The 15071-nt window shown below is 57.1% G+C and carries 5 protein-coding genes; 2 read left to right on the top strand and 3 right to left on the bottom strand.

From position 1 onward, the window contains the following. Positions 1–24 precede the first annotated feature (24 nt). Positions 25–8229 (top strand): cell wall-binding repeat-containing protein, encoded by an 8205-nt coding sequence (locus Q0X47_RS07830; protein WP_297724714.1) that lies wholly within the window; start codon positions 25–27, stop codon positions 8227–8229. A 90-nt stretch (positions 8230–8319) separates the two neighbouring features. On the opposite strand, the gene aceB is transcribed toward Q0X47_RS07830, so the two are convergent. Together aceB and aceA are read right to left on the bottom strand one after the other, a co-directional pair. After that, positions 8320–9951 (bottom strand): malate synthase A, encoded by a 1632-nt coding sequence (aceB, locus tag Q0X47_RS07835; protein WP_297724717.1) that lies wholly within the window; start codon positions 9949–9951, stop codon positions 8320–8322. Between the two features lie 103 nt (positions 9952–10054). Next, positions 10055–11344 (bottom strand): isocitrate lyase, encoded by a 1290-nt coding sequence (aceA, locus tag Q0X47_RS07840; RefSeq protein ID WP_297724720.1) that lies wholly within the window; start codon positions 11342–11344, stop codon positions 10055–10057. Between the two features lie 274 nt (positions 11345–11618). Here aceA and Q0X47_RS07845 point away from each other — a divergent pair, with 274 nt between their 5' ends. Continuing rightward, positions 11619–13121 (top strand): helix-turn-helix transcriptional regulator, encoded by a 1503-nt coding sequence (locus tag Q0X47_RS07845; protein ID WP_297724723.1) that lies wholly within the window; start codon positions 11619–11621, stop codon positions 13119–13121. 540 nt (positions 13122–13661) lie between these two features. Here Q0X47_RS07845 and Q0X47_RS07850 read toward each other — a convergent pair. Further along, complete coding sequence (locus Q0X47_RS07850; RefSeq protein WP_297724726.1) at positions 13662–14780, bottom strand: ABC transporter ATP-binding protein; 1119 nt, start codon at positions 14778–14780, stop codon at positions 13662–13664. Positions 14781–15071: the final 291 nt, after the last annotated feature.

Genomic DNA, 15071 nt, shown 5'->3' on the forward strand with positions numbered 1-15071 from the left:
CAGGTTCCCTTGAAAGCGTTGGGTGTGAATGGAAAATGGTCGGCTGAGTTTAGCGTGAAAATTACTGTCTCGCCCTCCACCCTGGTGTTTGAGCCGGGCATAGCGCCGGGCGGCACCACCCGACAGGCTTATGAGTGGACCTTTAACCCCGCCACCGGTGCCGATAGCCTCAACAAGAAGTACCAGGTTTTCGACTCGCATGGTAATGCGGTCAGTGGCTGTCGCGTGACCGGAGATTCCAAACCGAAACTCAAGTGTAGTGACGGTGCGCTAAAAAACGGCAAAACCTATACCCTGCAGGTGACCGCCGGAACGGGTACTGCCGCGGTCAGCATTGACCGGGTGTTTACCCCGGCGATTTATCCGCCACTAGAGTTTGCGAGCTACAAAAAACTGCCCAGCGCCGCTGTAGGGGCGGTGTACCAGCAGAAGGACGGCTCAACTTTCCGGTTTACTGCTTCGGGAGGTAGTGGTAGCTACGGGTTCGGGTTCACCGCCGGTTCCGGACACGCGCAGCCTTCCTCTCCGAAGAGCTGTACCGGATGGGCCTTGTACACCATAGACAAGAAGGATTCGGGGCTGTGCCTGGAACGTGACGGGCGCATCACCGGAACCCCAAAGGTGCCGGGCACTATTGACCTGTCTAAACTGGAGGTCACCGACAGTGCCCAGCATAAAGCCGGCCTGTACGCAGGTGCAGAGAAAACGCTGGTCATTCACCCGCTGTTGGAACTCACTACTCTGTGCGATAAGCCGAAGAGCGGAGCCGATAAGCACGATAAGTACGTGTGCAAGGGCGAAAAGAACCAGCCGGTCGGAGAGGGCAACAAACTTAAAATCGCTACCGTGTCCGGCGGCGCTGTGCCTTATTCCGACCCGCGGGTGGAAGGGCTGGACGCCTATAACGCCGGAGTTGCCGATTCCGCCAAGCAACTAAAAGCTGATTGGTGCGGTAGCGCCCCGACCAACAACGCGGGTGGAGATATCTGTTTGACCGGAACGTGGCCCAAGACGATGGCGCCCGGATCCTCCCTGAATATTTACGTGACCGGGAATGCGGGGCGAACCGTCACCGTAGAAGCATTTATTCCGGTAGCCACCGACCTGAAATTCACCAATGAGCCACAGGGTAATGTACCCGAGGGAGTGACCCTGAAACAAGCCGCCAATGGTGGCAAACCTGGCAATATCAGCGATAACGCGTGGAACAGCGTGAAAGACAACGTCAAATCTGATTTGCCTACTATCGGGATTAACCTGGAGGAACAGGCTGTTAAGGACGGTCAATCCCTAAACATTCCGTCTTTGGTTACGGGCGGGGTCGATCCTCACGCTTATCGGACTCTACCCTGCGACAATACCGACGACCAGGGCAACTGTGCCCTGGGGGACACGGGTTTGTTCCTGGACAAGTCCACGGGTCATCTCGTGGGCACTCCGAAGCCCGGTGCCAGCGCCGCCGTGGTGGTGAGCGTTACCGATTCGGATTCTCCGGCGCAAACTAAGAAATCCAACCTGGTGTTTTCTATCGCTGACACCCGCAAGCCTGTGGTTACCGCGACCAAGATAAACGCCGAGGTCGGCGAAAATGTGAACCAGGTCATACCGGTTAGTGACGGCTCCGGGCAATATAAGAGCGTACAAGTTAACGGGACTCAGCCTGAATGGTTGCAGGTGGAGTTGGAAAAGAATGTACTGACCGTTAAAGGAACGCCCCTCCCTGGCCATGTCACCAGCGCGAAGGGTACGTTTAGCGTGACGGTGACGGATAAGAACGGCAACGTCAGCGAGCCTGCCACCATCACGTACACCGTCGTGGACAACCGAGTACCGGACTTGAGCAGCCTTGCTAGTAAGAACTTGACTGGTAAGGAGGGTCAGGATGTCAAGGGCTGGACAGATTTGCCTCAGGGTACGACCAAATACGGGCCGAAGATTACCTCGTGGACCGTCGAGGGGCTGCCCCAGGGTGTAGAATTCCACCCCGGAAGCGGCACCCTCAAGCCCAATAAGATTGCTTCTGGGAAATCTGGGACCTACCCCATCACCATTATCGCCACCGCTGCAAACGGCAAGACCACCACCATCGTGAAAAACCTGGTTGTGGCGGCGTCTGACTTGGCGGTGACGGAAGCTAATGCCGGGACTCTGAGCAACGACCGGAATCTGACCACCAACCCAGCCACTATAGCGACCGTGAGCGGCGGAACCGGGCCTTACGCCTTGGTTGGTAGTGTGACCGGTTTGCCGGATGGCGTTACCGCCGAACTCGATAGCGGCAATATTGTACTGTCCGGTACAATACCTGATGAGAATAAAGACTACTCCGTGACGATTACCGTCAAGGATGCGAACGGGGTTCAGCGAACCCTCACCCGCCCCCTGCATATTGGCAAGGAATTGTCGGTCGCCAAGACCACCATGCCCATCGCCACCATTGGCGAAAATTACGGCTCGCAATGTTTGGGTGTTTCGGGCGGAACTAAGCCCTATAGCAGTGGAACTCCGACCGGCGTGCCCACTGGCATGACCATCAAAGTTGAGAATAACGATGTGTGCCTGTCGGGTGTGCCCAGGGATGGGGCTGGGAAGGTGGCTACGGTCTCATTTACCCTGACGGATAACTCCAATCAGGCGGGCAGTATATCGGTCACTATCAAGATTCCGGTGAATGACAAGTTCACCGCAAGTGAACCAACAGCGCCTTCTGACACTTTCTACGCTGGCAGTGCAATTAAACCCTTTACTCCGACAGAGGGTAGCGGTGATACTTGTTATGGGCTGGACGCTGACAAGAATTGCCAGAGCGCCAAATATACCTATTCGGCGTCTGGTTTGCCCGCGGGGTTGTCCATTGATTCCGAGACTGGAGAGATTTCCGGTACTCCTACGGAGCTCGTTAGTGACCAGACTGTTACTGTTACTGTGACGGTGGCTTCCAGCGCGCCGGGCAGCAATCCGATTACCAAGCCATTCCAGATCACGGTGGCTTCGGCATTCTCCGACTCGGTAAACGATTTCAAGGTGACGCCGAGTGCCACAGTGCCGGAGTTGGACGAAAATGGCACGGTTAAAACCGCTGAGCCAAGCAACCAGGTATTGCCCGTCCCAAAGATTGAGAAAAACGGGAAAGTTATTGCGACCGGGAAGTACTCTATTGATAACGTCCAGCCTGATTCGCAGGGGAACTATCCGCTGGGTGATACCGGCCTGGCTTTGACTCCTGACGGGAAACTCGTGGGCACCCTCAAACCCGGACAGCCCGGTACACAGGGCACCAACGGCACGTTTAACCTGGGTGACTACCAGGTTATGCTCCAGGATGATGCTGGTGGTAAGCCAATCAAAATTACCCCAAAGGTAACCTTTAAGGTGACTGATACGCGCGAGCCTACTATTACGGTAACCAGAGCCACTGTCGAGGTCGGCCAAGCGGCAGACATCCGTATTGGGGTGACCGGCGGGTCTGGACAGATTGACACGGTCGAACTAGTGAGTTGCGACCCGACCAATGACAAGGTGACGGCGGACGGCGCCACGATTAAGGTCTCCGCAGACGCTTTTACCAAGGGCGGAACCACGACCTGCCAGGTTAAAGTCACGGATCACAATGGTTTAACCACGACTAAAGATTTCACTTTCATCGTCAACGATAGCCGTCAGCCGAAGTTCAATACGGACGAACGGGAACGCTACGCCTGGCAAGGCCTGGACTTCACCAAAGTCACTTTGGACAGCAGCGGCGTTAAGGGCATTCCGGTGATGACGTGGCTGGTCACCCCTTCCACCGACCCCACAGCGGCACCGCTCAAGTCGGTAAAGATTGCTGGCCTGCCCGAAAAATTCAAAGTTATGGCCGGTAACACCGAAGCTAACAAGGGCACTGATGGAGCTTACACGTGTAACACCCCAACGGATTGCACCATTGTGGGCTACGCCACCCAAGATTTCAGCGGGGTAACGGACTTTACCCTCACGATTACAGCCGACATCAAGATACCCAGTAACCCGACTGGCCTCACCGCCAGTAAGTCGATACCGCTGCGCGTGTTTGCTTCTCCGCTCCAGCTAAACATCAGCACTCCTACCGGCATGATTCGTGCCGATGGTGGGCAATACACTTCCCCGGTCGGTACGGTCGACTACCGCGGAACCATTATGTCATCGACACAAGCAGGAACGGCCCAGGCCCTAATCGAAAACCCTAGCGCCTGGAACGGCACCTACGCCCTAGGCGACGCCAACTACACGATTGAGAAAGTCACGGCCCACAAGCGTGACGGTAACAGTGAAAAAGTGGACGCTGACAAGCTAACCCTCAGGGCCGCAGACTCTAGTGATGCAGCGATGCCAATGGGAAGCCAGAGGGCGAAAACCTTGACGCTGAAATCCAGGAACACTGGGGCTATCCCCGAGGGCACCACATCACTGGCGGTCGAGCTGAAAGTCACTGACGGACACGGAATCGTGCGCAGCGCCACCGTGAACATTCCGGTGGTGCAAAAGCTGGAATGGGCTGGCCCGCCGTTTAAGAGCGATGATGAGACGGTGAAGTTGGGTACGGTCGGGGTGCCAGGTGCGCCTTATCCGGCTTACTATGCCGAAGCCAAGGGTGGGGACGGCAGTTTCAGTACCTCGCTGGCTAAGGAAACTGCTGACATTCAGACCGCTGCCCAAGCTGACGCGAAAGCCAAGTTCAAGGGTGGAGCTGGATATCTGGGTATTGACCCCGTGTATTGCGCCGCACAGGGTGAGCCTAAGTCGGATACTCGCCCGAAGTGTTTCCCCATTCCCGGCTTGGGCGGGGATACTTCGGGTAGCAGCTCGACTAATCCGTTAAAGCCTAACCATCAGGGTCTGTTTATGCTCTCTAACGGGAAGCTCTCCGGGTCTATCCCGCCGAATGCCGACCCCGGCACCCATACTGCTCAGGTTTTGGTCATTGACGGCTCCGGCCAGCTGATTAAAAAGACTTTCTCTATTACGGTGGAAAAGAAACTGACCTTGACCCTGCGCGATAACAAGCTGCCTGATGGCAAGAAAGGTATCTGTTACGGCTCCCCCACGGAGACGCCCAGTAATGGGACTTGTAGCGTAAGTAAAGAGGTCGGCATCTACACAGGTCCCGATGATATTACCGCGACTTGTGAACTTATCCCGCCGGTAGCCGGACTTACGGTCACCTGTACCGGAGGTAAGGTCACGATTTCCGGCGCCCCGACCCAAACTTATGACGGCAGCATCACGGTTAAAGTTAAGTCGCTGGACGGCGCCCACCAGAGTGTCGAACAAACGAAGCCTTTGCTGATTGAAACCGACATGGTTTTCAAAGGCAACTCCGCCACTGGCGCCGATGTCAAAGTGGAAACCCAACCGGATGGCACGCAAAAAATTCAGGTAGATACCACTGCTGACGGCAAGGATTTACCCAAGATGAAGCTGGAAGTTACAGGAGGGGAAGCCCCATACACCTATTACGTAGAGGACAAGGATGGAAAGCGGGTTTCCCCCGTACTTTGCCCTGCAGGTGTAGAAAGCACGACCAGCAGCGGTAAGTCGATAGTGTGCTATCCCATCGGTACCACCGGGCTGGTGCTGGACTCAGAAGGTAACGTCCACGGTACTCCGATTCCGGGCGGAAGCGCGGAAGGGAATTTCGTCGTCGCGGACTCCGACAAGACCTCGCGCACTAAGAAGGCCGCTATCACGGTGAACATTGCCGACAAGCGCCCCCCAAAGGTCTACGACCTCACCCTCAACACCACCGTGGGCGCGAGTACGCTCGGTTCCGCCCAGCTGGTAAAGGAAGATCCGCAAAACCCGTCGGTTGACCTCAGCAGCTCGAATACTTGGACCTCCGAACAAGTCAGAGCTGCGAATCAAAAAGGCTTTCACACCCGCGAACCAAGCAATACGCTGGGAAAGGTAGAAAGCTGCTCTGCAGGGTCCAAGCCTGGCTGGTTGACAGTGAACTCAGACGGGGTGATTTCCCTGGCTAATAACCAGCCGGTCTCGGTTGACGCGGCAGGGAAAACCCTCACATTCTGTGTGTGGTACGTGGGTCTGAACGGGGTCAACGCCCCGAAACCCGCTGTGGTCAGTGTGAACGTCACCGACCAGCGCCGCGTAACTATCGACAGTAGAAATGGTGGCACCAAGGAGGTCAAGATTGGTAAGCCGGTGAACCCGGACCCAACTACGCTGGTGGAGGCTACAATTCCAGCCGATATGGTAGACAACGCCAACAAACCTATTACAGTTACGAAACTGAACCCGGACGGCAGCGATTACTGCACGGGAACCAGTAATTGCAAGTTCAGCTCTACTGGCACCCGCTTTACCGATGAGAGTATTGACGGTCTCACGGTCAAGGGATTGAACTGTGCCGGAACCGGAGATACGCGCAGCTGCTCGATTACTGTCACCGGTACTCCGGCCCCTCAGGCAGCCGGGGATCATCGGTTGTCCTACCAGCTCACCCTGCCCAACGGTCAAACCCAGATTATCTCCCACACCATTCATATCCCGCCCTACGACCTGGCGTTGAGCGTGGAACCGATGAACCCGGCGGTCGTGGGGCTGGATTATCTCCAAATTTCCAAGCCGGTCCTGGCTGTAGGTGGTTCGGGGAATTATTGGTTCCAGCTGTGGGATCCAAATAATAATCAGGCGAAAGTTGGGGATATGAGCTTGGTGACCACCGATAACCAGGTGAAACTCAAGTGGAAACCCACCGCAGATGACCTCAAGAAAGCCCAGAACGGAAACATTCCGGTCACCATCACGGTGTGGGATAAGACCCATTGCGGGATAAACACCAACCCGAGTGCGGGTCAACCGGGACCGACTCTTTGCCTCTACAAGGTCACCAAGACGGTCAACATCCCCCTGCACGCCGCCCCCGTCACCACGGACATCAAAGTCCCGGAGGTGACGGAAGGCACCCGCGCCCCCGCCCCGTCGGTCTACACCGGCAGCGATAAACCGGAACTGACACTGTTTAGCACCGTACCGACCGGCAACGAGGACCTCTTCGAGTTCGACTCGAACTCGGGTGTCGTTACGCTGAAAGCTAATGCACGTCCCGGCACCTATACGGCCGTGATTCGCATTACTTTGCCGGGCGTGGCCATTCCGTTCTACCGGAACGTGACCTTTACGGTAAAAGAGAAACCCATCCCCACGCCTACGCCAAACCCGCAACCGGGCTATGACCCCAATAGTTCAGGTGACTCCGGCGCAGTAAACGATAATTTGGTGCTGCGTCACGGGGGACGCGACCGGATTGGCACGTCCCTGGCGGTGCTGGACTTCTTTAGCGAAAAATCCACCACGCCTGGCTTATCGAGGCAGAACTCCGTGGCGGCTTACAGCGAATATGCCGGTAAGGTGAATCGTCCGTGGTCAGCTACGGCAGTATTGGTGCGTGACGACGACTATCCTGACGCTTTGGTCGCCGGTCCCCTGGCGGCGCACTACAACGCGCCCATCCTGATGACCCCGTCTAAACAAGTCCCGTATCGGGTTGTGGAGGCTTTGCGCAGCCACGGATTTACGAAAGTTGTTGTGGTGGGCGATGTCGGTGCCGTCAGTGCCGGGGCGGCGTCCCAGCTGAGAACTTCGGGCTTCCAAGTGCAGCGCTTGGGTGGCCAGGATCGCTACGGTACTGCCAGAGTCGTTGCCGATCACCTGTTGGCGGCTCGTGGCCAGAGTAATTCCGATGTGTACTTGGCGACCGGCGCCGACTACCCGGACGCTTTGAGCGCTTCATCGGCGGCCATCAAGAATGTTGGCGTGGTGTTGCTCACCCCGAGGAAGACGGTGGATGACGCCAGCCAAGGCTGGATGAACTCTGCCAAGGCAGCAAAGGTTGTGGGAGTGGGCGGACCGGCAGTAACGGCTGCCGAAAGTTCGGTGCGTCTCGATGAGAGGCAGGTCGGTACCGACCGGTACGAAACCGCGCAAAAGGTCGCTTCGGCTTACTTCCCGCCGAATCCGGCGCGAATCGCGGTGGCGACCGGCAAGGACTTCCCTGACGCGACCCTGGCGGCTTCGCTGACCGCCCGCACTGGTTCACCGCTGGTGCTAACCAGGACGGACACCTTAACTAAACCCACTACCCAGTTCCTGACCCGGAATCGGGCCAGTGTTCGCAAGGTCGACTTGGTTGGTGGGACCGGCGCGGTTTCAGAAACAGTGCGCGGTGAAATCTACAGCGCCCTACGCTGACCTAGGTTTCCACGCGAAAATAACAAAGAGCCGGTTCTGTACCAAACAGTACAAAACCGGCTCTTTGCGGTTTTCGCGTCGTCCGCGGCGCTAGGCCACGTAGTTGGCGTAAACCGGAACGGTCAGGAAGGTCGGGAACTCATCTTGCAGAGAGATGTCGCCAAAAATCTGGACCGCGCGGGCCAGGTTGGCTTGACGCTGCGGGTCATCCCCGATTTCCGCCTTGAACTTCGCGGATTCCTCATCCATGAGGGACTGGCACAGTTCGCGAGTGACCTCGCGGCCGTCGTCGAGCTTGACGCGGTTGTGAATCCACTGCCAAATCTGGGCGCGGGAAATCTCGGCGGTCGCGGCGTCTTCCATCAGGCCGAAAATGCCGACCGCGCCGTTGCCGCCCAACCAAGATTCTAGGTAGCGCAAGGAAACCGAAATGTTGGTGCGCACACCCGCTTCGCTCACTGCGCCCTCGGTAGCGGACACGTTCAACAGGTCCTCTGCCGTAACGTTCACCTCGGGACGCTGCTTCGAGATTTGGTTCGGGTTCGTGCCCAAAACCTTGTCGAACTCATCGCGGATGTAGGGCACCATGCCGGGGTGAGCGCACCACGAACCGTCGAAACCATCGGCGGCCTCGCGGGACTTATCCGCCCGGACTTTCCGCTCAATCTCAGCGTTTTCGCTCGCGTCACGGGAAGGGATAAAGGCAGACATACCGCCGATAGCCGACGCCCCGCGCTTGTGACACGTTTTCACCAACAACTCGGTGTAGGCGCGCATCATCGGGGCAGTCATGCCGACCAAAGCACGATCCGGCAGGATGTACTTGGAGCCGGAATCGCGGAACTTCTTAATAATCGAGAAAATGTAGTCCCAACGTCCCGCGTTCAGCCCGGCGCTGTAATCGCGCAGCTCATAGAGGAATTCTTCCATCTCGAAAGCAGCCATGATGGTCTCAATCAAGCAGGTGGCGCGAATCGTGCCGTGAGGAATCCCCACGTACTCTTCGGCGTAAGAAAACACGTCAGCCCACAGACGCGCCTCCCGGTGAGACTCCATCTTTGGTAGGTAAAAGTACGGTCCGCGGCCCTTTTCAATCAACGTCTTGGCGTTGTGGAAAAAGTACAGGCCGAAGTCCACCAAGGCGCCCACCATCGGCTCGTTACCAGCCATGATGTGCTTTTCCACCAGGTGCCAGCCGCGCGGACGCACCAGCAGGGTCGGCAGCTTGGTGATGTCGTGATCCTTTAGCTCGTAGTGCTTGCCTTGCGGGGAATCAAACGTGATAGTTCCCGCAATCGCGTCACGCAGGTTTACCTGGCCGCCAATGACGTTTTCCCAGTGGGGCGTGTTGGCATCCTCAAAGTCTGCCATCCACGCGGCAGCCCCGGAATTCAGGGCGTTAATAGTCATCTTACGGTCGGTTGGGCCGGTCATTTCGACCCGGCGATCCTCCAGGCCGGGACCCAGCGGGGCGACTTTCCACGAGTCGTCCTCGCGCACGCCCTTGGTCTCTACCAAGAAGCGCGGCAGACGCCCATTGACCAGCTGCTGACGGCGGTCGTGGCGATCATGCAGCAACTCGGCGCGGCGCCCGGAAAAATTCACGTGCAGTTTTTTCAGGAAAGTCAAGGCTTCCGGGGTGAGGATTTCGTCCTCGCGCTCAACTACAACTTCTTTGCCGTCGACGACCGGATGAACCACTTTCACAGGACGGAGTTCCATGTGTGTCTCTTTTCTTTTTTCTCAATAGATGGGTGACCGGGCGGCGTCGACGGTCTCGCAATCGAGGACGCCGCCCGGTTTGGGGGTTGAATTCGCAACGATATTAGAACTGAGCTTCTTCGGTGGAACCCTTCAACGCCAAGGTAGAGGATTCGGGGTTCACGGTGGTGGACACCAAGTCGAAGTAGCCCGCACCAACCTCACGCTGGTGCTTGGTGGCGGTGTAGCCGCGGGACTCGGAGGCGAACTCGGCCTGCTGCAACTTCACGTAGGCGCTCATGCCTTCGCGAGCGTAGCCGTAGGCCAGGTCGAACATGCCGTAGTTGATCTGGTGGAAGCCCGCCAGAGTGATGAACTGGAAGGCGTAACCCATCGCACCCAAGTCCTTCTGGAAGGAAGCGATTTGGTCGTCGGACAGGTTGGCTTTCCAGTTGAAGGACGGCGAGCAGTTGTAGGCCAGCATCTTGTCCGGGTACTTGCCCTTGACCGCTTCGGCGACCTTGCGAGCCAACTCGGGATCCGGGGTGTTGGTTTCGACCCACAGCAAGTCCGCGTAGGGGGCGAAAGCCAGCAAACGAGCGATAACGACCTCGGCACCCGGGGTGGTGTAGTAGTGGCCTTCAGGGGAGCGCTCGCCGGTCAGGAACGGCTTGTCGGTTTCGTCCACATCGGAAGTGATGAGGTTCGCGCCCAAGGAGTCGGTACGAGCCACCAGCAAGGTCGGCACGCCTTCTACGTCAGCCGCCAAACGAGCCGCCTTCAAGTTTTGGATGTGCTGCTGGGTCGGAATCAACACCTTGCCGCCCAAGTGACCGCACTTCTTTGCCGAGGACAGCTGATCCTCGTAGTGCATCCCGGAAGCACCGGCCTCGATCAGGTGCTTGGCCAGTTCGTAAGCGTTCAGCGGGCCGCCGAAACCGGCTTCCGCGTCAGCCACGATAGGCAGGAAGTAGTCCACATCAGACTTGCCTTCGGAGTAGTCCACCTGATCGGCGCGCACCAGAGCGTTGTTGATCCGCTTGACCATCTTCGGCACCGAATCGTAGGGGTAAAGGGACTGGTCGGGGTAGGTTTCAGAGGCAGAGTTGCCGTCGCCCGCGACCTGCCAGCCGGACAGGTAGATAGCTTTCAAACCGGCCTTCGCCATCTCTACGGCCTGGTTACCGGTGATGGCACCCAAAGCGTGCACGTAGTCGTTCTCGTGCAGCGCCTTCCAGAGTTTCTCAGCGCCCAGCCGGGCCAGAGTGTGTTCCTGGGTGATAGAGCCCTGGAGGCGAGCGACCTGTTCACCGGTGTAATCGCGCACGACCCCTTTCCAGCGGGGGTTGGTCGTCCAGTCTTTGTCGATTTCGGCGCCTACGCGGGCAATGCGCTGTTCAGCAGTTTCGGTCATTTTGCGGTTCCTAACTTGTCGGGCACTCAGGGTGTGAACTTACGGGGGTTGTAGGCTCGCCATTGAGTGAAAACTTTTATTAGTTTTATTGTGGCGCTGGGTTGTCGGCGTTTTCAAGGCAAAATAGTGTAAAAAAATGCAAATGTTTACAATAAGATAAAAAAATGCTGTCCTTGACCCTGTAGGCGTAAAATGGGGTTGTGAAAAAATCCTAAACTTTCACATAAGTGAGAAAGAGCGTCCCCTTCGCGGGGAAGAATTTAGAGGTGCGACGATGACCACTAAAAAGCCTGTCCGCGGCGAAATTCCTGCCTCGTTGCCGCCGGTGGACGCGAGTAAACGCCATCACGATATCGATTTGGCGACCTTGGGCGCCCGGATTCGTTACGCTCGCACCAGCCAAGGCATGACTTTGGCCGTCTTGGGGGAACGGGTCAACCGCGCCACCTCCCTTCTGAGCCAAATAGAGAACGGCAAACGCGAACCGAGGCTGAGCCTGCTCACTGCCATCGCGGCGGCGCTGGGAGTCAATGTCGAAACGTTGATGCAGCCCAGTCCGCCCAACGAAAGAGCTGCTCTGGAACTGGAGCTGAACGAGTGCCAGACCAGTGCGGAGGCGGTCAAAATGGGCATTCCCCAGGTGCATATTGGTCCGCGGTTGCCTCACGACGCGTTGAAAGCGCTGGTCGCATCACATCGGAAACTGCGGCAAATCACGGAAATCAGTCTGGATTCCCCCGAGGCGGCGCGCAAAGCCAATCAACAGCTGCATATCGAGATGCACCACAAAGACAACTACCTGGCTGACATTGAGCAACTCGCCACGGAAATCACCGAGGCGACCGGTTTCGCCGGCGGGCCGCTGCTCCAATCCGGAGTCGAAGAAATTGCCAACTACCTGGGATTTTCCATAGTCAAGCTGCCCGACTTGCCGCGCGGGGCACGCTCCATCACCGACTTGAAACATCAGCGAATCTATCTGAACTCTCTGGAAGCCCGCGATCGGGACCAGCGCAATCTGATTCTGCGCGCCCTGGGGGACCAGGCGCTAAACCATCCCAAACCCACGTCCTACCACGAGTTCTTGCGTCAGCGGGTCGAGGCTAACTATTTCGCTTCGGCTGTGCTGATGCCGGAAACCGCCACTGTCGCCCAGCTGATGGAGGACAAGCGGCGCCGGGATTTGTCCATCTTGGATCTGTCTGACCGGGTCGCCGTTACCTATGAGACAGCCGCCCACCGGTTCACGAACCTGGCGACCCGACACCTGGGCATTACGGCGCACTTCTTGCGAGTTGGCACGGACGGAACTATCTATAAGGCCTATGCCAACGATGGCGTTGTGTTTCCCACGCATAATGACGGTTCGATTGAAGGGCAGCTGGCGTGCCGCAAATTCGGAGCTCGCCAGCTGTTTGCACAAATCGACCCGGCAGCTCCGTATTATCAATACACCGACACCCCGAGCGGCACCTATTGGTCGGTGTCCAAGCTGGAACGCTACCGGGCGGGGGATTTTTCCATTTCGGTGGGCACGCCTTTTGAACACGCCCAGTTCTTTCGTGGTCGGGACACCTCGCGGCGTTTCCAATCCAGTTGTCCTGCCGCAACTTGCTGCCGGGAGCCCTCCGCGGATTTGCAGGCCAGATGGGCGCGTTACGCCTGGCCATCCGTCAAGGTTCACTCGCATTTGCTGGCGGCAACCCCGCCGGGAACTTTCCCCGGAGTAGATGATCGCGAGGTTTACGAATTCCTGGATAAACACGCCAACGACTGAGTATAAATGTGTGTGGAATAAAGAGTGGGATTTGGGCTGTAGCTGCCAATAATGGCAGCTACAGCCCAAATCCCACCTTATAAATACAATCTGGGCGGGGTATCCCCGGAATTTACGGTGGCTTCGGACTGAGGCCGCAACCGGTGGGTGACTGTTGGTTCAGAAAAAACTGGGCGATTCTGGAATCCAGAATCGCCCAGTTTCAACCGGCAGGTGGTTGGGTTTTGGTGGTGTTGATTACCTGCCAGTTGAGGGGGTTTATTCAAATAGCTTTCACAGTTGTGATGGGGTGACATCGAAAATCGCCAACCACCAACAGAACTACCTTCAAATTTACATGTTTCACACATAAACAGCAACTACTTTTAACATTTCTGGCTGTTGCGTAAATCGTTGGAAGTTTTCGTACCGGGTCGGAATATCCGCGGAAATAAAAGGGTGGTTCCCGCCCAAAAGCGGGAACCACACCCAGATTATTTTTCGTTATTCGCCGAAATGCAACCCGTCCTGATGCCCTGACGGGGCGCTCCGACGGATGACTTAGTCGGGCAGTCGCTTACCGGTCGCGGCACTAAAGACGTGCTGATGACCTGGGGTAATCCGCACATTCATGACGCTGCCAGGCTTCGGGGCGGTGCGCGGCGGAACCCGCACCACCAGGTGATCTTCCGTCACTGAACCGGAAGTCCCTTGTGTCGCGCCATCGAGGTGACCGTACACGTAGCCGTCCGAACCGAGTTCTTCGATGATGTCCACCACGATGGGCATCACACCGTCGCCGGTATCGGTGGTGATTTCCAAATCTTCGGGACGGAACCCGATTGTGACTTCGCCACCGTCAGCCTCAGTCAAGGCGTTGCGCTGCTCTGCGGAAATCGGCAGGGAGGCCCCGTAGAGAACCGCCTTTTCGCCTTCCACCTTAAACTTGCGCAGGTTCATGGAGGGCGAGCCGATGAAGCCAGCCACAAAGTCATTCTGGGGGTGCTGGTAGAGCTCGTCCGGGGAACCGACCTGTTGCAAAATGCCGTCCTTGAGCACGGCAATCCGGTCGCCCATCGTCAGGGCTTCAGTCTGGTCGTGGGTCACGTAAAGGGTGGTGACCCCCAGTTTGCGTTGCAAGGAAGCAATCTGGGTGCGGGTTTGCACACGCAGTTTCGCGTCCAAGTTCGACAGCGGTTCGTCCATCAGGAACACTTGGGGTTTACGCACGATAGCTCGGCCCATTGCGACGCGCTGACGCTGCCCGCCGGACAAAGCCTTTGGCTTGCGATCCAGGTATTCGGTCAAGTCCAAGACCTTGGCGGCCTCTTCGACGCGCTTCGCGATTTCGTCTTTCGGGGTGCCCGCGATTTTCAGAGCGAAACCCATATTGTCCCGCACCGTCATATGCGGGTACAGGGCATAGTTTTGGAACACCATCGCGATATCGCGATCTTTGGGCTGCACGTCCGTGACATCTTTGTCGCCAATCAAGATGCGCCCGGAGTTGACTTCCTCCAAACCTGCCAGCATCCGCAGCGAGGTGGATTTGCCGCAGCCGGATGGTCCGACCAAAACCAGGAATTCGCCGTCGGCAATTTCCAAGTTGAGTTCGTCCACCGATGGGGTGGTGTTGCCCGGATAGATACGTGTTGCTTTGTCAAAAGTGACAGTTGCCATAATAAATTAATCCCTTCACCGGCAGGTACGCGCCGGACGGTCCGTTGTAAAGGTTGGATATGAAATTTGTCGGCACCGATGTCGACCTGACTATTATTCCAGATTTGCACGCTCTTTTCAGGTTTTCCTGCCCAAGAGTGGGTGGGTGGGGCTAGCAGGTTGAGAGGGCGTGGGCCCGTCCCCGGTATTTGGCACCAGGGGCCAAGGTCGGGGGTTGGCTATACTCGTTTACATGAGCGCAAACGCCGAGTTATTGGGTGCCGAAATAGGCGGGTACGTTTTGGAGCGCCG

This window comes from uncultured Mobiluncus sp. (assembly GCF_947254095.1).
GTDB lineage: Bacteria > Actinomycetota > Actinomycetes > Actinomycetales > Actinomycetaceae > Mobiluncus.